The sequence below is a fragment of the Streptomyces sp. NPDC045968 genome, from assembly GCF_056430475.1.
The window spans coordinates 929,283-952,939 of sequence record NZ_JBWKLF010000001.1 but is presented as its reverse complement, the minus strand read 5'-3'; the positions used below and the strand labels follow the sequence as shown (position 1 = coordinate 952,939).

Sequence of the window (23,657 nt, the reverse complement as noted above, 5' to 3'; positions counted from 1 at the left end):
GGGAGTCCGCCTCAGTAGCGGTACGGCTCGTTGTGACCGGTGTCGTACCCGTTGCCGTAGGGCGCCGGCTCGGCCGGTTCCTGCGGCGGCGCCGGCGGGTACTGCCCGGCCTCGCGCTGGTGCGGAACCCAGACCCCGCCCGGCGGTGTGTCGGAGCCGTACTGCTGCGGGTAGGGCTCGGCGTACTGCTGCTGGCCCCCGTAGCTGTCGTACCCGTTGCCGTAACTGTCGTACGAGCCGTACGGGGCGGAGCCGGCGGTGGTGCCGGTCCCGATGTACGGGTCGGAGTACGCGGCGTAGCTCTGCTGGCCCGTGCCGTAGTCGTACTGCCCCGCGTACGTGTCCTGGCCCGGGGGCGTGCCCTGCGGGGCGTAGCCGTCCTGCCCGGCGTAGGGGTCCTGGGCGGGCTGGCCGTAGTCGGGGTAGGGCGCGTAGGGGTCGTACGGGGCCTCGTCCTGCTCCGGCCGGCTCCCGACGCCGCCCGCGGCCGCGTGGGCCGTCTCGGTGTAGACGCCGTACTGCCCGGTGTCGTCGGGCAGCGGCTCCGGCGCGTAGACCGGGGCGGGGGCTTCGGGTTCGTCCTGGTACTCCAGGTCGGAGACCTCCAGGGTGGGCTCCCTGGTGTCGGCGCGCTCGGCTCCGCGGCGGCGACGCCGGCTCTCGCCGGGGCTGCCGCCTATGGCCCAGCCCGTGGAGAAGCCCCGCCGGAAGGACAGCGTCACATAGGTCTGCCCGGTCGCGAAGGCGATCGCGCCGAGGGCGATCACCGGCACGGACGGGATCAGCACGCCTATGACCACACCGAGGAATCCGCCGAAGGCGAGCAGTCGCCAGCGCAGCCGCGCCTTGTACTGCAGAAGCACCTCACCGAGCAGCCACAACGCCACGATGCCGAATGCGATGTAGAGGACCGTCCAGCCCACGCCCGCCCCCTCCTACGGCCACCGCCCCGGTTGGTGGCGGGTACGGCCGGTCACGACTGCTTGTGCAGTCCGAGATTCTCGTAGATCTCGAGCGTTGCCGTCGAGTTGTTGAGCGTGATGAAGTGCAGTCCGGGGACACCCTCGGAGAGCAACCTCGCGCAGAACTCCGTTGCGAACTCGATGCCAATGGAGCGTACAGCGGCCGGATCGTCCTTGGCGGCGAGGATGCGTTCTTTCAGCGAGGAAGGGAAGGACGCGTTGCTGAGCTGCGCGAACCTTTCCAGCTGCCGGGCGCTGGTGAGCGGCATGACCTCGGGAATGATGGGCGTTTCGCAACCCGCCGCGACCACGCGGTCACGCATCCGCAGATAGTCCTCCGGATTGAAGAACATCTGTGTGATCGCGTAATCCGCACCGGCACGGCACTTGTCCACGAAATGGCCGATGTCGGTCTCCCAGTCGGCCGACCGCGGGTGCATTTCGGGAAAGGCGGCGACGCCGACACAGAAGTCGCCGGATTCCTTGATGAGCCGGACGAGGTCCGCCGCGTACCGCACACCTCGCGGGTGCTTGACCCACTCCCCCATCGGGTCGCCGGGCGGGTCTCCGCGCACGGCGAGGATGTTCCGGATTCCGGCGTCCGCGTACTGGCCGACCATGTTGCGCAGTTCCGCGATGGAGTGGTCGACGGCGGTGAGGTGCGCGACGGGCGTGAGCGTGGAGTCCTCGGCGATCTGCTGTGTCGCCCTGACCGTCCCGGAGCGGGTGGAGCCGCCGGCCCCGTACGTCACGGAGACGAAGCTCGGGGCGACCGCCTCGACCCGGCGCAGCGCGTTCCAGAGGTTCCGCTCGCCCTTTTCGGTCTTGGGCGCCCAGAACTCGAACGAGTACGAGGTCTTGCCGGTCGCAAGCAGCTCACGCACGGTGCGCGCGTGATCCGTCCTGGTGGAGGGTGTGCCAAGGGCCATACTGGGAGGTTAACCAGGGCGGAGCGGTCCCCCAACCAGATCGGTGCTATTTGCCCGAATTGAACGGGTTGTTGTCCACCCTTCGGACAACACCCCGGACAGCGGGCGCGGACGGCGGGCCCGGACAACGCCCTGCTCAGCTGGTACGTGCCCTGATACGCCCGGCGAGGTGGGCGGTGGCCGCGGCCGGATCGTCGGCCTCGGTGATCGCCCGTACGACGACGACCCGGCGGGCGCCCGCGTCCAGCACCTCGTCGAGGTTGCCCGCGTCGATCCCGCCGATCGCGAACCAGGGGCGCGGCTGGTCGAGCGAGGCCGCGTACCGGACGAGCCCGAGGCCGGGTGCGTAGCGGCCGGGCTTGGTCGGGGTGGGCCAGCAGGGGCCCGTGCAGAAGTAGTCGACGCCGGGCTCGGCGACCGCGGCGTCGACCTCGGACTCGGCGTGGGTGGAGCGGCCGATGACGACGTCCTGGCCGATGACGGCGCGGGCCGCGGGCACCGGCAGATCCCCCTGCCCGAGGTGCAGCACGTGGGAATCGATGGCGTGGGCGATGTCGGCGCGGTCGTTCACCGCGAGGAGCTTCCCGTGGCGCTTACAGGCGTCGGCGAACACCGCGAGGTGTTCGAGCTCCTCCGCGGCCTCCATGCCCTTGTCGCGCAGCTGGACGATGTCCACGCCGGAGCTGAGGACGGCGTCCAGGAACGCGGGGAGGTCACCCTGCCGCTTGCGTGCGTCCGTGCACAGATAGAGCCGGGCTTCGGACAGCTGCGTGCGAGGCGTGGACATGGTGAGTTTCCCCCGTCGGTACGGCGGGGTGCGGGCCGGCCTGTGGCACGGCCCGCACTCCGTGTGCGGTTGTCTCGGTCAGACGGCGAGCGCCTGGGCGCGGCGCTTCACCTCCGTACCGCGATTCTCACTCAACGCCTGCGCGGGGGTACCGGGCAGGGTCGGGTCGGGAGTGAAGAGCCACTCCAGCATCTCTCCGTCGTTGTAGCCGTCGTCCCTCAGGACCGTCAGGAGCCCCGGGAGGCCCTTGACCACCTTGTTGCCGTCGATGAAGGCGGCAGGCACCTGGAGTGCCCGGTTCTCACCACGGCGTACGGCGATGAGCTGGCCATCCCTCACCAGCTGCCGCACGCGCGTCACCTCGATATCGAGCATTTCCGCGATGTCGGGGAGGTAGAGCCAGGCAGGGACGAGAGCATCGATCTTTGCGTCAATCTCGGTCACAAGGACAAGCGTGCCATCCCGGACTGACAGTCGGTAGCCGGGCCGACCGTAAGGGGGTCACGAGGTGGTGTCAGAGCTTCGCCGTCTTGAGCGGTACGGAGGGGTCGGCGGCCCGTTCCGGGTCGACGCGGGCGCCCGACTCGATGAGTCTGCGCCCCTGTGCCAGGTCGCGTGGGCGGCCGACGGCCAGCACCGCGACGAGGACCCCCGCGCGCAGCCAGCACACCGACCAGGCGGCTTCCGCCGGGTCCCCGCGCCACAGCAGGGTGTCCGCGCCCGCGTGGTGGCCGGCGTACTGCACGAACCGGTCGAACTGCTCGGACCAGAAGTAGGGCACCGGGTCGTACGGCTGCGGCGGCTCGCCACCGTCGGTGGCGACGATGGCCGCGGCGACGGTCCGCGGCCCCTGGAGCGCGTTGTCCCAGTGGTGGACGAGCAGGCGTTCGCCGTAGCGGGCAGAGGGGAAGGAGGCGCAGTCCCCGACCGCGTACACATCGGGCAGTGAGCTGCGCAGCGCGGTGTCCGCGATGACCGAGCCGTCCGGGCCGAGTGCGATGCCGGAGCCGGCCAGCCAGCCGGTGGCGGGCCGGGCACCGATGCCCACAACCACCGCTCCCGCCGGGATCACGCGGCCGTCCGCCAGGACGACGGCGCCTGGTTCGATCCGGGCCACCCGGGCGCCGGTGAGGAGTTCGGCGCCGCTCCGCGCGTACCAGAGGGCCATCGGGGCGGCGACCTCGGCGGGCAGGGCGCCCGCGAGGGGCCGCTCGGCCGCTTCGACCACGGTGACCGCGCAGCCCGCGGCGCGGGCTGCGGTGGCGAATTCCGCGCCGATCCAGCCCGCCCCGACGACCACGATGTCGTGCTGCCGCTCCAGGACGGGCCGCAGCCGTGCGGCGTCGTCGAGGGTGCGCAGGAGGTGGACGCCCGGGACACCCTCGGAGCCGGGCAGCTCGACCGGTTCGGCTCCGGTGGCGACGACCAGGGTGTCGTACGGGACGGGGCCGTCCAGGGTGTCCAGTTCGTGCGCCCCGGACCGCAGTCCTGTCACGTCGAGCCCGAGTCGCAGGGTGATGTCCAGGGCCTCGAAGTCGATGTCGAAGGCCGAGTCCTCGGCCTTGCCGAGCAGGACCGCCTTGGAGAGCGGCGGCCGGTCGTACGGCTGATGCGGTTCTGCGCCGATCAGTGTGACGGGTCCGGTGAAGCCCTGTTCGCGCAGGGCCACGGCGGTCTGCACGCCGGCCATCCCCGCCCCGACGACCACGACGTGCCGGGAGCGCCGTCCCGCTGTCTGCTGTTCCGTCTGCTCGCTCACCCGTCCACCTTAAACACCTGACGACACGTCAGGAAGTGGCTCCTTCGCGACGGTCGGGACGCGGTGACCCGGGCAGGTCGTCCAGTGGGTCTTACTGACCACGGGTGACGGGGTTTAGGGTGGCCCACGTAAAAGACTCGCGGGAGCCCGGACGTACCGGGCTGAGAGGGAGGCTGGGCGGCCTCCGACCGTACGAACCTGATCCGGGTCATGCCGGCGAAGGGAGGGGCTGGAAGCCCATGCGTGCTCCACGGAACACGAACGGATGCGACGTCCTCGTCATCGGGGGCGGCATCATCGGTCTGGTGACCGCCTGGCGGGCGGCTCAGCGCGGCCTGCGCACAGCAGTCGCCGATCCCGAACCGGGCGGCGGGGCCGCCGGTGTCGCGGCCGGGATGCTCGCCGCCGTCACCGAACTGCACTACGGCGAGCAGACCCTGCTCGGCCTCAACGTCGCCTCCGCCGCCCGCTATCCCGCGTTCGCCGCGGAACTGGAGGAGGCGAGCGGGCAGGAGATCGGCTTCCGCGCCTGCGGCACCCTGGCCGTGGCACTCGACTCCGACGACCGTGCCCATCTGCGCGAACTGCACGCGTTGCAGCAGCGTTCGGGGCTGGAGTCCGAGTGGCTCACCGGTCGCGAGTGCCGCCGCCTGGAACCGATGCTCGCGCCGGGCGTACGCGGCGGGCTGCGGGTCGACGGCGACCACCAGGTCGATCCGAGGCGACTGGCCACGGCGCTGCTGACCGCCTGTGAACGCGCCGGGGTGGTCTTCCACCGGGCGTGGACGCAGCGGCTGTCCGTCACGCACGGCCGCGCCGCCGGCGCCGTGCTCGCGGGAGGGACGGAGCTCTCCGCCGATCAGGTCGTCCTCGCCGCGGGAAGCCTCAGCGGCCGGCTCGCGGGGCTGCCCGACGAGGTCGTGCCGCCGGTCCGCCCGGTCAAGGGCCAGGTGCTGCGGCTGACCGTGCCGCCCGCGTACGCCCCCTTCCTCAGCCGGACAGTGCGCGCCGTGGTCCGCGGCAGCCACCTCTATCTCGTACCCCGGGAGAACGGCGAGCTGGTCGTCGGCGCCACCAGCGAGGAGATGGGCTGGGACACCACCGTCACGGCCGGAGGGGTGTACGAGCTGCTGCGCGACGCGCACGAGCTGGTGCCCGGCATCACCGAGCTGCCGCTCACCGAGACCCGGGCGGGCCTGCGCCCGGCCTCCCCCGACAACGCGCCGCTGCTGGGCCCGACGGCCCTGCCCGGTCTCCACCTCGCCACCGGCCACCACCGCAACGGGGTGCTGCTGACCCCGGTCACCGGCGAGGTGATGGCGCATGTGCTGACCACCGGCGAGCTGCCGGAGGTGGGCCGCGCCTTCACGCCGAGCCGTTTCGCCCCCTCGCCCTCCGCCGCCCCCGTACGTCAGGAGCAGCCCGCATGACCGAGTCCCTGTCCGGCCCCGTTCTGATCTCCGTGAACGGGGAACACCGCGGCGTTCCCCGTGACACCCCTCTGGACACCCTCGTGGCGACGCTCACCACCGCGCACTCCGGAGTGGCCGCCGCCGTCAACGAGACCGTGGTCCCGCGCAGCCAGTGGTCCTCCACCGCGCTCACCGACGGAGACCGCGTCGAGGTGCTCACCGCGGTCCAGGGAGGCTGACCGGATGTCCGACGATCTCTTCACCCTGGGCGGTACGCCCTTCTCCTCCCGGCTCATCATGGGCACGGGCGGCGCTCCGAGCCTGGAGGTCCTGGAGCGTTCCCTGCTCGCCTCCGGCACCGAGCTGACCACGGTGGCGATGCGCCGGCTCGACCCGACCGTGCGGGGCTCGGTCCTCTCCGTCCTGGAGCGGCTCTCCATCCGCGTCCTGCCGAACACGGCGGGCTGCTTCACCGCGGGCGAGGCCGTGCTGACCGCCCGGCTGGCCCGGGAGGCGCTGGGAACCGACTGGGTCAAGCTGGAGGTCGTGGCGGACGAGCGCACGCTGCTGCCGGACCCGATCGAGCTGCTGGACGCCGCCGAGATCCTCGTGGACGACGGGTTCACGGTTCTGCCGTACACCAACGACGATCCGGTGCTGGCCCGGAAGCTGGAGGACGTGGGGTGCGCGGCGATCATGCCGCTCGGCTCACCCATCGGCTCCGGACTCGGCATCCGTAACCCGCACAACTTCCAGCTGATCGTCGAGCGGGCCGGGGTGCCGGTGATCCTGGACGCCGGAGCCGGCACCGCGTCGGACGCCGCACTCGCGATGGAGCTCGGCTGCTCGGCCGTGATGCTGGCGTCCGCGGTGACCCGGGCGCAGGAGCCGGAGCTGATGGCGGGCGCGATGAGGCACGCGGTGGAGGGCGGGCGCCTGGCGTTCCGGGCGGGCCGGATTCCCCGCCGCCACTTCGCGGAGGCCTCGTCCCCGGGCGAGGGCCGGGCCGTACTGGATCCGGAGCGTCCGGCGTTCTAGAACCGCAGGGTACGTGTCCCTGTCACGGCTCGGCTGCAGTAGCGCCCCGGAGCTGCCCGGACCGTCCGGGGTGTCAGCGGTGGCTCGTAGACTCGGTGCGTGGATACGACCCTCCAGGACCCCATGGTCGGGCAGCTGCTCGACGGCCGCTATCGCGTCGACGCGCGGATCGCCGTCGGCGGCATGGCCACGGTCTACCGGGCCATGGACACCCGGCTCGACCGGGTGCTCGCGCTCAAGGTGATGCACCCGGCACTCGCGACCGACGCCTCGTTCGTCGAGCGCTTCATCCGCGAGGCCAAGTCCGTGGCCAGGCTCGCGCACCCCAATGTCGTCGCGGTCTTCGACCAGGGGGCCCAGGGGGCGTACGTCTACCTGGCGATGGAGTACGTGGCGGGGTGCACCCTGCGTGACGTCCTTCGCGAGCGCGGTGCCCTGCGGCCCCGGGCCGCTCTGGACATCATGGAGCCGGTCCTGGCCGCCCTCGGCGCCGCGCACCGCGCGGGCTTCGTGCACCGCGACATGAAGCCGGAGAACGTCCTGATAGGGGACGACGGCCGGGTGAAGGTCGCCGACTTCGGGCTGGTCCGGGCCGTGGGCACCGTCACCGAGACCACGGGGTCGCTCCTGGGCACCGTGTCGTATCTCGCACCCGAACAGATCGAGCACGGCACGGCCGACACCAGGGCCGATGTGTACGCGTGCGGGGTCGTCCTCTACGAAATGCTCACCGGCAGCAAGCCGCACACCGGGGACACCGCCGCCCAGGTCATCTACCAGCACCTCAACGAGGACGTACCGGCCCCGTCCGCGGTCGTCCCGGGCCTCCCGGTGGAGCTGGACGCCCTGGTGGCGAGCGCCACCGCCCGCAACCCCGGGGTACGTCCGCAGGACGCGGTGGTGCTGCTGGCCGAAACGCTGGAGTACCGGTCCGCCCTCACCGACGAGCAGCTCGACGCGACGCCCCCGCAGGCCCGCGGCGAGGAGCACGACGCCGCCGACGACCGTACGAGCGTGATCCCGCCGGTACTCCCGCCGGGGCAGGGCACCACCCACCACACCAGCCGGCTGGAGATGCCGCCGTCCCTGCCGCCCCGGAGGACCGGCCCCGGCCGCCGCGGCCTCTTCCGCGGCAATCCCCGGCGCGGGATAGCCGCCGCGCTCGCCGCCGTCCTGCTGGTGCTGGGCGTCGGCGGGGGCGTCTGGTACATCAACTCGGGGCAGTTCACCCGGGTCCCCGCACTGCTGGGCCAGACCCAGAAGTCCGCCGAGCAGCGCCTGGAGGACGCCGGTCTGGACGTGAAGCGCGTCGACCGCGCCTACAGCGACACGGCCGCCCGTGGCACGGTGCTGAGCAGCGACCCGCGTTCCGGCGAACGCATCCGGGGCAACGGCTCCGTGCGGCTGGTCGTCTCCCGGGGCCCGGAGACGGTGGACGTCCCCGATGTCGAGGGCGTCACTCTCGCCGAGGCCAGACGTGATCTGAAGGAAGCCGGTCTCGTGCCCGGGACGGTGACCCGGGAGTTCAGCGAGGACGTGGCGCGGGGCGAAGTCGTCCGTACGGACCCCGCAGCCGGCACCGAGCGTCACACCGGATCCGCCGTCGCTCTGGTGGTCAGCAAGGGCAGCCCGGTCGACGTGCCGGATGTCACCGGCCTGTCCGTCGAGGACGCCACCGCCGCGCTGGCGGAGGAGGGCCTGAAGGCCGAGGTGCGGCCTGGCCGGGTGAGTTCCGCCGAGGTCGCGGGCGATATCGCCGAGCAGTCACCGGCCGAAGGCGCGGAGGCCGCCGAGGGCGACTCCGTGGAGCTCACGGTCTCCAAGGGGCCGCGGATGCTCGACGTCCCGGACGTCACGGGTATGGATGTCGACGAGGCCAGAAGCACACTGGAAGAGGCGGGGTTCGAGGTCGAGGTCGACCGGCCGTTCCTGTCCTTCAGCGACACCATCGAGAAGCAGTCCGTCGACGGCGGCGAAGAGGCCGCCGAGGGCTCCACGATCACGATCAGGACCAAGGGACTGTAGATCCACATGCGAAACCCGGTAGGCGCCCATGTCCCGGTGGCGGGCGGTCTCGCCAAGATCGGCCTCGACTACGCGCGAGAGCTGAGCGCGGAGGCCGTGCAGGTCTTCGTCGCCAATCCGCGCGGCTGGGCGACGCCGCCGGGGAATCCGGCGCAGGACGAGCTGTTCCGCACGGAGTGCGCGGCCGCGTCGATCCCCGCGTACGTCCACGCGCCGTATCTGATCAATTTCGGCTCGCACACGGAAGCCACGGTGGAACGGTCCGTGGAGTCGCTGCGGCACTCCTTGCGCAGGGCCCGGGAGATCGGCGCGCTGGGTGTCGTGGTGCACACGGGTTCGGCGACCGGCGGACGGCCCCCGGCGGAGGCACTCGCGCAGGTGCGCACGCACATGAGGCCGCTGCTCGACGAGCTGACGCATGACGACGACCCGTATCTGCTGCTGGAGTCGACGGCGGGTCAGGGCTCCTCGCTCTGCTCACGCACCTGGGACTTCGGGCCCTACTTCGAGGCGCTGGACTCCCATCCCAAGCTGGGCATCTGCCTGGACACCTGCCACATCTACGCGGCGGGGCACGATCTGACCGGCCCCGCGGGCATGCGTCAGACCCTCGATCTGCTGGTGGAGACCGTCGGCGAGGGCCGGCTGAAGCTGATCCACGCCAACGACTCCAAGGACGTGGTGGGGGCGCACAAGGACCGGCACGAGAACATCGGCTCGGGTCACATCGGTGCGGAGCCGTTCCGGGAGCTGTTCTCCCACCCGGCGACCGACGGCGTCCCTCTGGTCATCGAGACGCCCGGCGGCAAGGCGGGGCATGCGGCGGACGTGGCGCGGCTGAAGGAGCTGCGCGGTCCCGCGATCGCTTGAGGAATACCCCTAGGGGGTATACGGTTCCTGTTGTCGACAGGAACCGCTATCCGGCTTTGGGGGAAGATCATGCAGCACGACCCCGACACCCACCAGGACCCGCACGCCGGACACGGCCACCAGGCGCACACGGGTCACGACGCCCACGCCGGACACGGCGGGCACGCGCACCCGGGCTCCGGCCCCGGCAAGGCCAGCTGGGCCATGGCCGCCCAGGCCACGCTGCACTGCCTCACCGGCTGCGCCATCGGCGAGATTTTGGGGATGGTGATCGGCACCGCACTCGGCTGGGGCAACATGCCGACGATGGTGCTCGCGATCGCCCTGGCGTTCGTCTTCGGTTACGCGCTGACCCTGCGCGGCGTCCTGAGGGCCGGCGTCGACTTCCGTACGGCCTTCCGGGTCGCGCTCGCCGCCGACACGCTCTCGATCGCGGTGATGGAGCTGATCGACAACGGCGTGCTCGCCCTGTGGCCGGGGGCCATGGACGCCCATCTGGGCGATGCGATGTTCTGGATCGTCCTGGCCATCGCGCTGGCCGCCGCCTTCGTCATCACGGTGCCGGTCAACAAGTGGATGATCGGCCGCGGCAAGGGCCACGCCGTGGTGCACCAGTACCACCACTGAGGCACGGAGCCTCGCCGGTCAGAGCTCGGGGCCGTCCCCGGGCTCTTCCTGGTAGGAGTAGCGCTGCTCACTCCACGGATCGCCGATGTTGTGATAGCCGCGCTCTTCCCAGAAACCGCGGCGGTCAGCGGTCATGTACTCGATGCCCCGGACCCACTTGGGTCCCTTCCAGGCGTACAGATGGGGCACGACCAGCCGCACGGGGAAGCCGTGTTCCGCGGTGAGCAGTTCGCCGTCCTTGTGGGTGGCGAACACGGTCCGGTCGGCGACGAAGTCATCCAGACGGAGATTCGAGCTGAAGCCGTACTCGGCCCACACCATCACATGGGTGACATGGGGTGCGGGCGGCGCGAGTTCCACGAGGGTCCGGGCGAGAACCCCGCCCCATTCGGCGCCGACCATGCTGAATTTCGTCACGCAGTGCAGGTCCGCGACGACCGAGGAGAACGGCAGCGCCGTGAACTCCTGATGGTTCCAGCAGCGCTTCTCGCCGTCCGCCGTGGCCCCGAAGACCCGGAACTCCCAGCGGTCGGGCTTGAACTTGGGTACGGGCCCGTAGTGGGTGACCGGCCAGCCACGCTGCAGGCGCTGCCCCGGCGGAAGCTCGGACTGCCCTGATTCGCTGTATTCCCGGCTTTCCGGCTGACCCATGTCTCCATGGTGACAGACAGGCAGGGGTGGTCATGACCAGGGCAGACCTGATTCGGGCAACTCGTACTAAGCGTGCACTTACTGGACGACCGGGAAGCGCGATGCGAGGATGCGGCCAACTTGCCCAGTACACCGGTTGGAAGGAGCCTCTGCGATGCAGGGCGACCCCGAGGTCCTCGAGTTCCTGAACGAACAGCTGACCGCCGAACTGACTGCCATCAACCAGTATTTCCTGCATGCAAAGATGCAGGACAACTTCGGCTGGACGAAGCTCGCCAAGTACACCCGGGCAGAGTCCTTCGACGAGATGAAGCACGCCGAGATCCTGACCGACCGCATTCTGTTCCTCGACGGCCTGCCCAATTACCAGCGGCTTTTCCATGTACGGGTCGGCCAGACGGTCACCGAGATGTTCCAGGCGGACCGACAGGTCGAGGTCGAGGCGATCGACCGCCTCAAGCGGGGCATCGAGCTGATGCGCAACAAGGGCGACATCACGTCCGCAAATATCTTTGAGTCCATCCTGGCGGACGAGGAGCACCACATCGACTACCTCGACACCCAGCTGGAACTGGTCGAGAAGCTCGGCGAGCCGCTCTACATCGCCCAGCTGATCGAGCAGCCGGACAGCTGAGCCAGGGGCCCGAAAAGAACCTGGAAGGGCTCAGGCCGCGTCGGAGAGCCGGACGCCGGGCGAACCGGCGACGACAGCCGCCGCGCCGAGGGAACCGGCCACCGGCTCCTGCTTCTGATCGAGAAGCTCGCGGCGCGGGCAGTCACCGCGCCCCAGCAAGGCCTGGATCCTCCGGACGCAGCCACCGCAGTCCGTGCCGGCCTTGCAGGCGGAGGCTATCTGCCGGGGCGTACAGGCACCGGCGTCCGCATGCTGCTTGACCTGCTGTTCCGTCACTCCGAAGCACGAGCAGACGTACACGCGGTTCACCTCCCGCCGGGGTCGATCACTGAGGCCGCCCCGATCTTTTCGGTGAGGCTAACCTAACCTTACCCGCCACCCCTGGCGGGTAAAAGCCCCGGAACGGCCTGTGGGGCACGGATCACATCGATCCGTGCCCCACAGTCGTACAGTCCGGTGATTCCTACTGGTCGCGGTACATCTCGGCGACCAGGAACGCCAGGTCGAGGGACTGGCTGCGGTTGAGGCGCGGGTCGCAGGCCGTCTCGTACCGCTGGTGCAGATCGTCCACGAAGATCTCGTGGCCGCCGCCGACGCACTCGGTGACATCGTCACCGGTGAGCTCGACGTGGATGCCGCCCGGGTGCGTACCGAGACCCTTGTGCACCTCGAAGAAGCCCTTGACCTCGTCGAGGACGTCGTCGAAGCGGCGGGTCTTGTGGCCGGACGCGGCCTCGAAGGTGTTGCCGTGCATCGGGTCCGTCACCCACGCCACGGTGGCGCCGGACGCGGTGACCTTCTCGACGAGCTCGGGGAGCTTGTCACGGACCTTGTCGGCGCCCATGCGGACGATGAAGGTCAGCCGGCCCGGCTCGCGGTCGGGGTCGAGGCGGTCGATGTAGCCGAGCGCCTCGTCCACGGTGCTCGTCGGGCCGAGCTTGATGCCGATCGGGTTACTGATCTTGGAGGCGAACTCGATGTGCGCGCCGTCCATCTGACGGGTGCGCTCACCGATCCACACCATGTGACCCGAGGTGTCGTACAGGTTGCCGGTACGCGAGTCGGTGCGCGTGAGCGCCGACTCGTAGTCCAGCAGCAGCGCCTCGTGCGAGGCGTAGAACTCGACCGCCTTGAACTCGGCCGGGTCCGTGCCGCACGCCTTCATGAAGTTCAGCGCGTTGTCGATCTCGCGGGCCAGTGCCTCGTAGCGCTGGCCGGAGGGCGACGACTTCACGAAGTCCTGGTTCCAGGCGTGCACCTGGCGCAGGTCCGCGTAACCGCCGGTGGTGAAGGCGCGGACCAGGTTCAGCGTGGAAGCGGATGCGTGGTACATCTGCTTCAGCCGCTGGGGGTCCGGGATACGGGCGGCCTCGGTGAAGTCGAAGCCGTTGACGGAGTCGCCGCGGTAGGTCGGCAGGGTCACGCCGTCGCGGGTCTCGGTCGACTTGGAGCGCGGCTTGGAGTACTGACCGGCGATCCGGCCGATCTTCACGACAGGCACGGAGGCCGCGTAGGTGAGGACGGCGCTCATCTGGAGCAGCGTCTTGAGTTTGGCTCGGATGTGCTCGGCCGACACGGCGTCGAACGCCTCGGCGCAGTCGCCGCCCTGCAGCAGGAATGCCTCGCCCTTGGCGACGGCTCCCATGCGGGCACGCAGCTGGTCGCACTCGCCTGCGAAGACGAGCGGCGGATACGACTCGAGGTCCGCGAGCACATCGCGCAGGGCCTCGGAGTCGGGGTACTCGGGCTGCTGCGCCGCGGGAAGGTCTCGCCAGGTCGCCTTGTCGGCGACGCTTTGGGATTCAGCTTTCACGATCACACAGCAAGACTACGGGGTCGCCGCCCCCCGCCCGGCACTCGCTCGCCTGGTGAGACAGACCGTCCGAAGTCGCCTCATGGAGGGTCCGCGCCACGGGGCGTGACTCGGGGCGTGAGTCGGGGCGTGAGGGAAGCCCCGTCCGACGGTCATGCGCTACGATCCACGGCATGTTCGCGCAGACAGTCCAGAACTGGTGGTGGACCGCTCATCCGGCGGCCCGCTGACTCATCGCGCGTACACACTTCGCGAAGGCCGCCCGGGGGGCGGCCTTCTCTGCGTTTCGGGGCCGTTCCTCCTCCTTGCCGGAAGGAACACCCCATGCCCGACCGCGTGACCGACCTCATCCGCAGACTGCTCCAGGACGACTGCCCGCCGTTCGCGCTGCTGCGCAGGCGCACGCCCGGCCACGACCACGACACCGTCGACGTACTGATCGGCCGGGTCCGGGAGGTGGACCGGCTCGCCGAGATCCCCGTGGGCGAGCAGCCCTCGCTCGCCCTGGTGCCGTTCCGGCAGATCGCGGAGCGGGGCTTCGACGTCCGCGACGACGGCACCCCGCTGTCCGTACTCCTCGCCCAGGAGTCGTACGCGCTGCCGCTCGACGAGGTGCTCGCCGCGCTGCCCGACCATGACGTGCGCGTGGAGGGCGGGGCTTTCGACGTGCCCGACGCGCAGTACGCGCAGACCGTCCGGCGGGTCATCGAGGACGAGATCGGGCAGGGCGAGGGCGCGAACTTCGTGATCCGGCGGACCTTCGGCGGTGAGATCCCCGGGTTCGGCAGGGGCGACGCGCTGGCGCTGTTCCGACGGCTGCTGTCGGGTGAGCGGGGCGCGTACTGGACGTTCGTCGTCCACACCGGGGACCGCACACTGGTCGGCGCCAGCCCCGAGGTGCATGTGCGGATGTCGGGCGGCACGGTCGTGATGAACCCGATCAGCGGGACCTACCGCTACCCCGCCGGCGGACCCACGGCGACGAGCCTGCTGGCCTTCCTCGGCGACCGCAAGGAGACCGAGGAGCTCTCCATGGTGGTCGACGAGGAACTCAAGATGATGTGCACCGTGGGCGACATGGGCGGGGTCGTGATCGGCCCCCGGCTGAAGGAGATGGCCCACCTCGCGCACACCGAGTACGAACTGCGCGGGCGCTCCTCGCTGGATGTCCGGGAGGTCCTGAAGGAGACCATGTTCGCGGCGACGGTCACCGGCTCCCCCGTGCAGAACGCGTGCCGGGTGATCGAGCGGTACGAACCCGGCGGCCGTGGCTACTACGCGGGCGCCCTGGCCCTGCTGCGCCTCGACGCGAACGGGGCCCAGACCCTGGACTCGCCGATCCTGATCCGGACCGCCGACATCTCGGCGGACGGCCGGCTGAAGGTGCCGGTCGGCGCCACGCTCGTACGCCATTCGGACCCGGAGAGCGAGGTGGCCGAGACCCACGCCAAGGCGGCAGGGGTGCTGGCGGCCCTGGGCGTGCGGCCGGGGCGGCCCCGCGCGGAGGCGGCACGCCCGCAGCTGGCTTCCGACCCCCGGGTGCAGGCGGCGCTGGACGACCGGCGCGGTGGGCTCGCGCCGTTCTGGCTGCGGATGCGGGAACGTACGCGGGAGCTGTCCGGTCACGCCCTGGTGGTGGACGGCGAGGACACCTTCACCGCGATGCTGGCCCATCTGCTGCGGTCGTCGGGGCTGGATGTGTCGGTGCGCCGGTACGACGAGCCGGGGCTGCGCGATGCCGTACGGGCGCACGAGGGGCCCGTCGTGCTCGGACCGGGGCCCGGGAATCCCGCCGACGCCACCGATCCCAAGATGCGGCTGCTGCGCGCGCTGGCGGCCGAGTTGCTACGGGACCACCGGCACGGACTGCTCGGCGTCTGCCTCGGGCACGAGCTGATCGCGGCGGAACTGGGCGTGGAGATCGTACGGAAGACCGTGCCGTACCAGGGTGCGCAGACCCGGATCGAACTGTTCGGCCGTCCGGAGACCGTCGGCTTCTACAACAGCTTCACGGCCCGCTGCGACGAGTCGACGGCCGCCGAGCTGGCCGCCCACGCCATCGAGGTGAGCATGGACACGGCGACCGGCGAGCTGCACGCGCTGCGCGGGAAGGGTTTCGCCTCGGTGCAGTTCCACCCGGAGTCGGTCCTCACGCTGCGCGGGTCCGCGATCGTGACCGAGCTGCTGGCGGGGCTGCCGGTGCTCAGCTGACGGAGGGCCTGGCCCCGGCGCACCGCCGGGGCCTCACTTCCCGGGGAGGGACGGCACGAGGACGTTCTCGCTGCGGCGGCCGGCCAGGTAGTCGGCGACGTTGCGCACGGTGGCGTCGACGATCTGGCCCACCGCCTCCCGGGTGTAGTACGCCTGGTGGGAGGTCACGACGACGTTCGGGAAGGTGACGAGCCTGGCCAGGGTGTCGTCGTCGACGCCTTCCAGGGACTTGTCGAGGAAGAAGAGCCCGGCCTCCGCCTCGTACACATCGAGTCCCACGCCGGTGAAGCGGCCCGCCCGCAGCTCGGCGACCAGCGCCGTGGTGTCGACGAGTCCGCCGCGGCTGGAGTTGACCAGGATCGCGTCGTCCTTCATCGCGGCCAGGGCGTCCCTGCCGATGATGTGGTGGGTGGCGGGCAGCAGCGGCACGTGGAGGCTGATCAGGTCTGCCTCGGCGAGGAGTCGGTCCTTCTCGACGTACTTCATGCCGAGCTCCAGGCACGCCGGGTTCTCCGCGACGTCCCAGCCCAGCAGGTTCATGCCGAAACCGTGGGCGATCCGGGTGAACGCCTCGCCGATCTTTCCGGTGCCGATCACTCCGGCCGTGCGTCCGCGCATGTCGCGGCCGAGGAGGCCGTCAAGACGGAAGTCGAAGTCCCGGGTGCGGCTCGCGGCGCGGATGATGCGCCGGTTGACCGCCATCGCGAGCGTCCAGGCGAATTCGGCGACGGAGTGCGGCGAGTAGTACGAGACGCGGGCGACGCGCAGGCCCAGGCGTTCGGCGACGTCGAGGTCGATGTTGTTGAAGCCCGTGGAGCGCTGGGCGATCATCTGCGTGCCACCCGCGGCCAGGGTCTGGAGAACCGCGCCGCCGAGGTCGGCGTTGACGCTGGTGGAGATGATCTCGTAGCCCGCCGCGATCGGTGCGGTGTCCCTGTTCAGGAAGACGTCCAGGCAACGGACCTCGTGCTGCCCCGCGAAGGCGCTCTCGATCAGGGGCTTCTCGTCGGACTGCACACCGAAGGCCAGGATTTCCACGACGTCTCCCGTTGCGCGCAGGGGTACGGGCCGGTTCCCGCGAATATACGGCCCGCGCCCCCGGGGCGCCGCTCAGCCGACGTCGTCGAGGCCGCGCTCGATCGCGTACCGCACGAGCTCCACCCGGTTGTGCAACTGGAGCTTGCCGAGGGTGTTCTGCACGTGGTTCTGGACAGTGCGGTGGGAGATGACGAGCCGTTCCGCGATCTGCTTGTACGAGAGTCCCTTGGCGACCAGGCGCAGCACCTCCGTCTCGCGGTCGGTGAGCTCAGGAGCCTTCGGTACGTCGGCCGCCACGGGCGCCGGGTCGGAGGCGAGCCTGCGGTACTCACCGAGGACCAGACCGGCGAGGCCCGGGGTGAAGACCGGGTCGCCGGCGGCCGTGGAACGCACGGCGTCGGTCAGTTCCTGGGTGCTGGCGGACTTCAGCAGATAGCCGGTGGCGCCCGACTTCACCGCCTCCAGGACGTCGGCGTGCTCACCGCTCGCGGAGAGCACCAGGACGCGCAGCCCCGGGTGGGAGCCGACGAGCTCCTTGCAGACCTGGACGCCGGGCATGCCCGGCAGGTTCAGGTCGAGGACCAGGACATCGGGCCTGGCGGCCTGCGCCCGGCGCACCGCCTGGGGGCCGTCGCCCGCGGTCGCGACCACGTCGAAGCCCGACTCGGCCAGATCGCGGGCGACCGCGTCACGCCACATCGGGTGGTCGTCGACGACCATCACCCTGGTGGGCCGCTCCTGGGCTTCCCGCGCGTTCGGTGTACTCATCGGGCCGATCCTGCCTTCCCCCGTGAAACTTTCGGAATCTTCAACTCGACCTCGGTGCCCTGGCCGGGCACCGAAATCAACGCGGCCGTGCCACCCAGGTCACGCAGCCGCCCGCGGATCGACAGCGCCACCCCGAGCCGGCCCTCCCCCTCCGCCTGGGCGAGCCTGCCTTCCGGGATGCCCGGTCCGTCGTCCCTGACGGTCACGATCACTTCGTCCCGCTCGTCCTCGACCAGGATCCACGCCTGGGCACCCTGTCCCGCGTGCACCCGCACATTGTCCAGGGCGGCACTGACAGCGGCGGCGAGCTCCCGTGCGGCCTCCGGCGGCAGCAGCACCGGAGCGCCCGGCTCCGCGAAGCTGACCCGGGAGCCCGCGTGCGGGGCGAGCAGGGCGCGCAGATCGCAGTCGGCTTCCCCGGTCCGGCTCTCGTCGATCTCGACGGTACGGACCACGGCGCCGTCGGCCGCGTCCTCGGAGACCCGGGTGGTGGGGACGAGCCCGCTGGAGACGAGGGTGCGCAGGGCGACCTCCTGTTCGCCGGCCATCCTGCCCAGTTCGGCGGCCTCGCCGCCGAGTGCCGTGCCGCGGCGCTGCACCATCGCGAGGACCTGGAGCACGCTGTCGTGGATGTCGCGGGCCAGGCGCTCCCGCTCGCGGGTGGCGGCCTCGATCTCCAGGGCGCGGGCCAGGGTGCGTTCACTGGCGCGGGCCACCTCGACGACGTACCCGATCGCGATGGAGGCGACCCAGACCAGCAGGACGTTGTGCACGGTGTCCCGGCTGGGGTGGCCGCGCTCGACGATGTTGGCGACGGCGACGAAGGTGGAGGCGAAGGCCGCCCACCGCCAGCCGCCCTTGATCGCGAAGGCCAGGACGGAGCCTGCCGTCCAGATCGAGGGGAGGGTCGGACCGTCGACGTACCGGGCGTCGAAGTCGGCGAGCGGGGTGAGGAGGACGCCCGTGAGGGCGATGACGAGGTCCGCGCCGAGGAAACGCTTGGTGCAACGCGCGGCGTTGGCGACCCTGGGGAGGGTGGCGAGGGTCCAGAGGACCATCACGGCCAGAAAGGCGACGGCCACCCACAGCCGCTCGTACTTCTCCCGGCCGACGGCCGCGAGGAGCACCGCGTAGGCCATGGTCAGCAGGCGGTACGCGGTCAGAGCACGCCACAACGGCTGCTCGACGGACATCCGCACGACCCGCTCGCGCTTGGTCATCTCCCCCACCCCCCGGACGGACGGCGACGCCACTACGCGCCGGACCGGTCCGTTTCGTCCTTGTTCGCCGCTTCCGCCTCGTGCTGCTGCTTCCGGGCGCGCTTCTCGTCGTCGGCGAGCTGCCGCTTGGCGGCCGTCGCGTAGATGTCGACGTACTCCTGGCCGGAGAGCTTCATGATCTCGTACATGACCTCGTCGGTCACCGAACGCAGGATGAAGCGGTCGCCGTCCATGCCCTGGTAGCGGCTGAAGTCGAGCGGCTCGCCGATCCGGATGCCCGGCCGCATCAGCTTGGGCATCAGCTGCCCGGGCGGCTGGATCTTCTCCGTGTCGATCATCGCGACAGGGATGACGGGGGCGCCGGTGGCGAGGGCCACCCGGGCGAGGCCACCGGGCTTGCCGCGGTAGAGACGGCCGTCGGGCGAGCGGGTGCCTTCGGGGTAGATACCGAAGAGCCCGCCGCTCTCGATGACCTGGATGCCCGCCTTGATGGCCGCCTCACCGGCGCCGCGGGCGCCGGAACGGTCCACCGGGAGCTGGCCGACGCCCTTGAAGAAGGCGGCGGTCAGTCTCCCCTTCACGCCCGGCGCCGTGAAGTACTCGGCCTTCGCGATGAAGGTGACCTTGCGGTCGAGTACGGCCGGCAGGAAGAACGAGTCGGAGAACGACAGATGGTTGCTCGCGAGGATCGCCGGCCCCTGTGCGGGGATGTTCTCCAGGCCCTCCACCCACGGCCTGAAAGCGAACTTCAGAGGGCCGCCGATGGAGAACTTCATTGCGCCGTAGATCAACTCGGGTGCCTCCTGTGTGCTGTCCGACAGACCTTAACCTGTGCGATCGGCCGGGCTTCCGCCCGGCACGGGGCCGCACCGGCGGCCGGGCGTGCGGCTGTGACCGGTGACGGCCCTGGTCGGTGTCGGTCCGGTCGCGTACGGTGAAGTAATCCTTCTCCGCACTCCCCTTTCAGCCCCACCGCTCCACCCGTCACGCGTGCTTCACCCACCCGTCACAGCCTCACGAACAGGAGACCCCCGGTGCCGGTCCTCCCTGGAGCCGAGCCGTTCCGCCACGAGGGCGGAGAGGTCGGCGTCCTTCTCTGCCACGGATTCACCGGATCGCCGCAGTCGCTGCGCCCCTGGGCCGACTACCTCGCGGAGCGGGGACTCACCGTCTCGCTCCCGTTGCTGCCCGGACACGGCACCCGCTGGGAGGACATGGCCGTCACCGGCTGGCAGGACTGGTACGCGGAGGTGGACCGGGAGCTGCGCGTCCTTCGGGAGCGGTGCGGCCAGGTCTTCGTCTTCGGGCTCTCCATGGGCGGTGCGCTGTCGCTGCGGCTGGCGGCGAAGCACGGGGACGCGGTCTCGGGCCTGGTGCTGGTGAATCCGGCGAACAAGGTGCACGGCCTCTCGGCGTACGCCCTGCCGGTCGCCCGCCATCTCGTGCGTACGACCAAGGGCCTCACCAGCGACATCGCGCTGGAGGGTGTCGAGGAGACCGGCTACGACCGGGTGCCGCTGCACGCGGCCCATTCGGTACGCAATTTCTTCCGCCTGGTCGACGCCGAACTGCCTCAGGTCACCCAGCCTCTGCTGCTGCTGCACAGTCCCCAGGACCACGTCGTGCCGCCCGCCGACTCGGCCCGCATCCTGAGCCGGGTGTCCTCGACGGACGTCGAGGAGATCCTGCTGGAACAGAGCTACCACGTGGCGACGTTGGACCATGACGCGGAGCGGATCTTCGAGGAGAGCTACTCGTTCGTCGGCCGTCTCGCACCCAGCGTCGGGAAGAAGGGGAGCACGTCCGGTGGCTGAGCACGACGCGGAGCGCACAGGCAGTGACGAGGAGCGCGAACCGCGTCCCACGGAGGGCAGCGGCGTCCCCGAGGAGGCCCGGCCGATCGACGAGGGCCGGCCGATCGACGAGGACGCGGCCTGGGAGGCCATCGTCGCGGGGTACGGCGACGAGCCGCCGGACCCGCCGGGCGCCAAGCCCTTCAAGTCGATCGAGGATCTGGCGCTGCTGGAGGACGACCAGCTCAACGTCCTGGACCCGGACGCGGGTGCGGGCGACGACACGGACAAGGGTGCGGACAAGCCGAAGTCGCCCAAGCCCGCGAAGCCTCCGGAGAAGAAGGCGCTGGGCAGTTCCGTCGTCTTCGCGCCCGGGGTCGCGGGGCCGCGTGGCTACGAGGTCGAGGAACCCAAGGACGGCGACACCGACGGTCCCGACGACAGCGAGGAGGGGCACTTCGTCCCGCCGGAGCCGCCGCCGCTGCCGGAGGCCGATGTCACGGCGAAGTTCGCCTGGCTCGCGGTCGTCGGTGGTCCGGTCCTGATGCTGATCGCCGTGCTGTTGCAGTGGGAGATGACGTGGTGGCTGACCACGCTCTCCATCGGCGGATTCCTCGGCGGCTTCGCGACGCTGGTGGCACGGATGCCCCACGACGACGAGGACGACGACGACCCGGGGCGCGGCGCGGTGGTCTGAGGCGCGCCGCGTGACGTGACGACGCGAACGAACGGTCAGGCCTGTCGGGCCGTCGTGGACAGGGCGGGCACCCGGAGTGCCGCCAGCACCGGAAGGTGGTCCGTGGCGGCCCGCAGATCTGCTTCCGTGACGCCCGTGAGGCCCGACGGGACCCCGCAGCCGAGGACTTCGACGCCCTGTGTGGCGAAGACCGCGTCGATGCGCCGCCGGGGCTCGTCCGGTGAGAAGGTGTGCTCGCCGCCCCAGGGGCGTACGGCCCGGCAGTCCTGGAGCCGCCCGGCCAGCCGTGTGAACGCAGGCCCGTCCGGCCCCTCGTTGAGGTCGCCCGCCGCGATCGCGTGGGGCACCCGCATGGCGTCCAGCCGTTCGAGCAGCAGGTCCGCCTGGGCCAGGCGCTCATCGCGCTGGAGACTGAGATGGCAGCTCAGGAGTCCGATCCGGGTACCCGCGATCCGCACCACGGCGGTGGCGAAGCCCCTGCGGTGCAGACCAGGGGTGAGCGGCAGCAGTACGTCCTCGGTCCGTTCCACCGTGGCCCGCAGCGAACAGAGCAGCAGGGGTCCGGCCGCCGTGGCACCGCCGCTGAGGATCACCAGATCGGTACGGGCGGCGAGCCTGGCGGCCGCCTTGCGCCAGCGGAAGAAGCGCGGGGCCTCCTGGACGAAGACCAGGTCCGGGCGGCAGGCGCGGATGACACGGGCCAGAGCCTCGGTGTCGTCACGCATCGACCGGACGTTGTAGCTGAGCACTCTGATGACGGCCGAACCGTCCGGCTCGGTACGGGAGTCGGGCAGCGGCGTCATGACCATGGGCTTCACGATACGACGGACGCCCGCCGCTCCCCAGAGGGCGCGACGGGCGTCCGGTGCCGCTGTGCGGACTCAGCCCTGGCGGGCCAGGTCGGCCGCGCCGACCAGGCCGGCCTTGCCACCGAGCTGGGCGGCGAGCACCTGGGCGTGCGGGCGCCATTCGCCGCCGATCAGCCAGCGGCGGAAGGACTTGCGGATCGGGTCGAGGACCAGTTCGCCCTCGTCCGAGACACCGCCGCCGACGATGAAGGCGGAGGGGTCGAAGAGCGAGGCGAGGTCGGCGAGTCCGGCTCCGGCCCAGCGGGCCAGCTCACGGAACGAGTCGACGGCGACCAGATCGCCCTGCCGGGCCGCGGCGCTGACGTGCTTGCCCTCGATGCCCTCCACCGTCCCGTCACCGAGCGACAGGAGGATCGCGGCGTTCTCCGGGGTGGCGTTGGCGCGCTGCTTCGCGTACCGGACGAGCGCGCGCCCGGAGGCGTACTGCTCCCAGCAGCCCTGGCTGCCGCAGCCGCAGAGCAGGCCGTCCGGGACGACCCGGATGTGCCCGAACTCGGCGGCCACGCCGAAGCGTCCGCGCCGCAGCTTGTTGCCGATGATGATGCCGCCGCCCAGGCCCGTGCCGAGCGTGATGCAGATGACGTCGTCGTGGCCCTGGCCCGCGCCGAAGCGGTATTCGCCCCAGGCGGCGGCGTTGGCGTCGTTCTCGACGACGACCGGCAGGCCGACCCGCTGTTCGACCTTGTCCTTCAGCGGCTCGTGCCGCCACTTGATGTTCGGTGCGAAGAGCACGGTGGCGCGCTTGTCGTCGACATATCCGGCAGCGCCGATGCCCACTGCCTCGACATCGTGTCCCTCGCTCGCTCCGGCCACGGCTGAGCAGATCGCGTCGACGATGCCTTCGGCCGTCGGCGGGGTCGGTACCTTGAACATCGAGAGGATCTGGCCCTCTTCGTCGACCACTCCAGCCGCGATCTTCGTGCCGCCGATATCGACGCCGATGGTGAGTCCCATGAATCCCTCAGTTTCGGTCGAGCCCCGCTACGGCCAACCGTACCCGAGGCAGGGAAGGCGCTGGGCCTACTGCCTACGGCCCGGGGTCAGTCCAGGTCGATGTGCTCGCTGCCGCCCGGGCCCTCGTCCCGGGGGTCGGACGCGTCGTCGGCGGCCTTCTTCGGGCCTTCCGTGCCGCCCGCGCCTTCGGTGGTGCGGGTCCAGCGGGCCTCCTGGCCCTCGACGGCCGAGCGGTAGGCGGCCAGAAGTTCGTTGCCCGCCGCGGCGAGATGACCGAAGAGGTCCGGATTGCGCTCGATGACGGGCTCGACCGCGGACTTCGCCTGCTTGATCACCTGCTGGACGGCGCCCTGGGCGGCCACGCCGAGCAGCGGCGACTGGAGCGAGGCGACCTTGTCGGCCACCGCGTCGACCAGCTTGCGCAGTTCCTCGGCGGCGGAGCCGGGCTGCGGACCGTGCTGGGCACGGCGCCTCGCCTTCTCGGCTTCGAGGTCCTCGGCGCAGGCATCGGCCCACGCGTCGCCGTCGGCGGGACGATCGGTGGCTTCACTCATGACGGGCTCCTGCGGCAAGGGTGGCGTACTACCGACGTTACCCGAA

The 23,657-nt window shown here is 70.8% G+C and carries 26 protein-coding genes and 1 riboswitch; of the genes, 11 read left to right on the top strand and 15 right to left on the bottom strand.

Annotation, left to right across the window (positions count from 1 at the left end):
* Positions 1 to 11: 11 nt before the first annotated feature.
* The 5 genes from AC07FA_RS04145 to AC07FA_RS04125 form a co-directional block, all read right to left on the bottom strand.
* Entirely contained in the window at positions 12 to 923 is a 912-nt protein-coding gene (locus tag AC07FA_RS04145; RefSeq protein ID WP_479073110.1) for a hypothetical protein, read from the bottom strand.
* A 50-nt stretch (positions 924 to 973) separates the two neighbouring features.
* Positions 974 to 1,891, bottom strand: a complete 918-nt coding sequence (gene metF / locus AC07FA_RS04140; protein ID WP_479073109.1) for a methylenetetrahydrofolate reductase [NAD(P)H] — start codon at positions 1,889 to 1,891, stop codon at positions 974 to 976.
* Positions 1,892 to 2,027: 136 nt separating this feature from the next.
* Positions 2,028 to 2,678: a thiamine phosphate synthase gene (gene thiE / locus AC07FA_RS04135; protein ID WP_479073108.1), complete on the bottom strand. Its 651-nt coding sequence runs from the start codon at positions 2,676 to 2,678 to the stop codon at positions 2,028 to 2,030.
* A 78-nt stretch (positions 2,679 to 2,756) separates the two neighbouring features.
* Positions 2,757 to 3,122, bottom strand: a complete 366-nt coding sequence (locus AC07FA_RS04130) for an Rv2175c family DNA-binding protein (protein WP_479073107.1) — start codon at positions 3,120 to 3,122, stop codon at positions 2,757 to 2,759.
* A 70-nt stretch (positions 3,123 to 3,192) separates the two neighbouring features.
* The gene (locus tag AC07FA_RS04125) at positions 3,193 to 4,437 is read right to left on the bottom strand and encodes an NAD(P)/FAD-dependent oxidoreductase (protein ID WP_479073106.1); all 1,245 of its coding nucleotides are present in this window, start codon (positions 4,435 to 4,437) and stop codon (positions 3,193 to 3,195) included.
* 129 nt (positions 4,438 to 4,566) lie between these two features.
* Positions 4,567 to 4,679, top strand: a riboswitch (TPP riboswitch).
* Here AC07FA_RS04125 and thiO point away from each other — a divergent pair.
* The 6 genes from thiO (at position 4,677) to AC07FA_RS04095 (ending at position 10,409) form a co-directional block, all read left to right on the top strand.
* Complete coding sequence (gene thiO, locus AC07FA_RS04120) at positions 4,677 to 5,867, top strand: glycine oxidase ThiO (protein WP_479073105.1); 1,191 nt, start codon at positions 4,677 to 4,679, stop codon at positions 5,865 to 5,867. Its footprint overlaps the riboswitch before it by 3 nt.
* The gene (thiS, locus tag AC07FA_RS04115; RefSeq protein WP_479073104.1) at positions 5,864 to 6,088 is read left to right on the top strand and encodes a sulfur carrier protein ThiS; all 225 of its coding nucleotides are present in this window, start codon (positions 5,864 to 5,866) and stop codon (positions 6,086 to 6,088) included. The genes thiO and thiS overlap by 4 nt, the downstream gene beginning before the upstream one ends.
* 4 nt (positions 6,089 to 6,092) lie before the next feature.
* Complete coding sequence (locus AC07FA_RS04110) at positions 6,093 to 6,887, top strand: thiazole synthase (RefSeq protein WP_479073103.1); 795 nt, start codon at positions 6,093 to 6,095, stop codon at positions 6,885 to 6,887.
* A 99-nt stretch (positions 6,888 to 6,986) separates the two neighbouring features.
* Positions 6,987 to 8,912: a Stk1 family PASTA domain-containing Ser/Thr kinase gene (pknB, locus tag AC07FA_RS04105; protein WP_479073102.1), complete on the top strand. Its 1,926-nt coding sequence runs from the start codon at positions 6,987 to 6,989 to the stop codon at positions 8,910 to 8,912.
* Between the two features lie 6 nt (positions 8,913 to 8,918).
* Positions 8,919 to 9,782 carry a deoxyribonuclease IV gene (locus AC07FA_RS04100; RefSeq protein WP_479073101.1) on the top strand — a complete coding sequence of 288 codons (864 nt, stop codon included), beginning with the start codon at positions 8,919 to 8,921 and terminating at the stop codon, positions 9,780 to 9,782.
* A gap of 69 nt (positions 9,783 to 9,851) precedes the next feature.
* Positions 9,852 to 10,409 (top strand): DUF4396 domain-containing protein, encoded by a 558-nt coding sequence (locus tag AC07FA_RS04095; RefSeq protein ID WP_479073100.1) that lies wholly within the window; start codon positions 9,852 to 9,854, stop codon positions 10,407 to 10,409.
* Positions 10,410 to 10,427: 18 nt separating this feature from the next.
* Here the strand turns inward: AC07FA_RS04095 and AC07FA_RS04090 are convergent, their stop codons facing one another.
* The gene (locus tag AC07FA_RS04090; protein WP_479073099.1) at positions 10,428 to 11,060 is read right to left on the bottom strand and encodes a sulfite oxidase-like oxidoreductase; all 633 of its coding nucleotides are present in this window, start codon (positions 11,058 to 11,060) and stop codon (positions 10,428 to 10,430) included.
* A gap of 154 nt (positions 11,061 to 11,214) precedes the next feature.
* Between AC07FA_RS04090 and bfr the strand changes: the two genes are divergently transcribed.
* On the top strand, positions 11,215 to 11,694 hold the full coding sequence (gene bfr, locus AC07FA_RS04085; protein ID WP_383792074.1) for a bacterioferritin: 480 nt from the start codon (positions 11,215 to 11,217) through the stop codon (positions 11,692 to 11,694).
* Positions 11,695 to 11,724: 30 nt separating this feature from the next.
* Here bfr and AC07FA_RS04080 read toward each other — a convergent pair whose 3' ends face one another.
* Both AC07FA_RS04080 and AC07FA_RS04075 read right to left on the bottom strand, forming a co-directional pair.
* Positions 11,725 to 11,994 carry a (2Fe-2S)-binding protein gene (locus AC07FA_RS04080; protein ID WP_479073098.1) on the bottom strand — a complete coding sequence of 90 codons (270 nt, stop codon included), beginning with the start codon at positions 11,992 to 11,994 and terminating at the stop codon, positions 11,725 to 11,727.
* Positions 11,995 to 12,157: 163 nt separating this feature from the next.
* Positions 12,158 to 13,513 carry a class II 3-deoxy-7-phosphoheptulonate synthase gene (locus tag AC07FA_RS04075; protein ID WP_479073097.1) on the bottom strand — a complete coding sequence of 452 codons (1,356 nt, stop codon included), beginning with the start codon at positions 13,511 to 13,513 and terminating at the stop codon, positions 12,158 to 12,160.
* Positions 13,514 to 13,680: 167 nt separating this feature from the next.
* Between AC07FA_RS04075 and AC07FA_RS04070 the strand changes: the two genes are divergently transcribed.
* Positions 13,681 to 13,737, top strand: coding sequence for a trp operon leader peptide (locus AC07FA_RS04070; RefSeq protein WP_356707688.1), 57 nt, complete (start codon positions 13,681 to 13,683; stop codon positions 13,735 to 13,737).
* Between the two features lie 94 nt (positions 13,738 to 13,831).
* Positions 13,832 to 15,718: an anthranilate synthase family protein gene (locus AC07FA_RS04065; protein WP_479073096.1), complete on the top strand. Its 1,887-nt coding sequence runs from the start codon at positions 13,832 to 13,834 to the stop codon at positions 15,716 to 15,718.
* A 33-nt stretch (positions 15,719 to 15,751) separates the two neighbouring features.
* Here AC07FA_RS04065 and AC07FA_RS04060 read toward each other — a convergent pair whose 3' ends face one another.
* The 4 genes from AC07FA_RS04060 to AC07FA_RS04045 all read right to left on the bottom strand — a co-directional run bounded on the left by AC07FA_RS04060 (position 15,752) and on the right by AC07FA_RS04045 (position 19,535).
* Positions 15,752 to 16,756 (bottom strand): 2-hydroxyacid dehydrogenase, encoded by a 1,005-nt coding sequence (locus AC07FA_RS04060; RefSeq protein ID WP_479073095.1) that lies wholly within the window; start codon positions 16,754 to 16,756, stop codon positions 15,752 to 15,754.
* A gap of 72 nt (positions 16,757 to 16,828) precedes the next feature.
* Positions 16,829 to 17,524 (bottom strand): response regulator, encoded by a 696-nt coding sequence (locus AC07FA_RS04055; protein ID WP_479073094.1) that lies wholly within the window; start codon positions 17,522 to 17,524, stop codon positions 16,829 to 16,831.
* Positions 17,521 to 18,744, bottom strand: coding sequence for a MacS family sensor histidine kinase (gene macS, locus AC07FA_RS04050; protein WP_479073093.1), 1,224 nt, complete (start codon positions 18,742 to 18,744; stop codon positions 17,521 to 17,523). The genes AC07FA_RS04055 and macS overlap by 4 nt, the downstream gene beginning before the upstream one ends.
* A 32-nt stretch (positions 18,745 to 18,776) precedes the next feature.
* On the bottom strand, positions 18,777 to 19,535 hold the full coding sequence (locus tag AC07FA_RS04045; RefSeq protein ID WP_479073092.1) for a lysophospholipid acyltransferase family protein: 759 nt from the start codon (positions 19,533 to 19,535) through the stop codon (positions 18,777 to 18,779).
* Between the two features lie 243 nt (positions 19,536 to 19,778).
* Between AC07FA_RS04045 and AC07FA_RS04040 the strand changes: the two genes are divergently transcribed.
* The gene (locus tag AC07FA_RS04040; RefSeq protein ID WP_479073091.1) at positions 19,779 to 20,558 is read left to right on the top strand and encodes an alpha/beta hydrolase; all 780 of its coding nucleotides are present in this window, start codon (positions 19,779 to 19,781) and stop codon (positions 20,556 to 20,558) included.
* Positions 20,551 to 21,234, top strand: coding sequence for a hypothetical protein (locus tag AC07FA_RS04035; protein WP_479073090.1), 684 nt, complete (start codon positions 20,551 to 20,553; stop codon positions 21,232 to 21,234). Before AC07FA_RS04040 ends, AC07FA_RS04035 begins: the two co-directional genes overlap by 8 nt.
* A gap of 35 nt (positions 21,235 to 21,269) precedes the next feature.
* Here AC07FA_RS04035 and AC07FA_RS04030 read toward each other — a convergent pair whose 3' ends face one another.
* From AC07FA_RS04030 to AC07FA_RS04020, 3 genes are all read right to left on the bottom strand, one after another.
* A complete protein-coding gene (locus AC07FA_RS04030; protein ID WP_479073089.1) occupies positions 21,270 to 22,043 on the bottom strand; it encodes an endonuclease/exonuclease/phosphatase family protein in 774 nt (257 codons plus the stop codon).
* 72 nt (positions 22,044 to 22,115) lie between these two features.
* Positions 22,116 to 23,057 carry an ROK family glucokinase gene (locus tag AC07FA_RS04025; RefSeq protein ID WP_479073088.1) on the bottom strand — a complete coding sequence of 314 codons (942 nt, stop codon included), beginning with the start codon at positions 23,055 to 23,057 and terminating at the stop codon, positions 22,116 to 22,118.
* An 86-nt stretch (positions 23,058 to 23,143) separates the two neighbouring features.
* Positions 23,144 to 23,611 (bottom strand): DUF5304 domain-containing protein, encoded by a 468-nt coding sequence (locus AC07FA_RS04020; protein ID WP_479073087.1) that lies wholly within the window; start codon positions 23,609 to 23,611, stop codon positions 23,144 to 23,146.
* Positions 23,612 to 23,657: the final 46 nt, after the last annotated feature.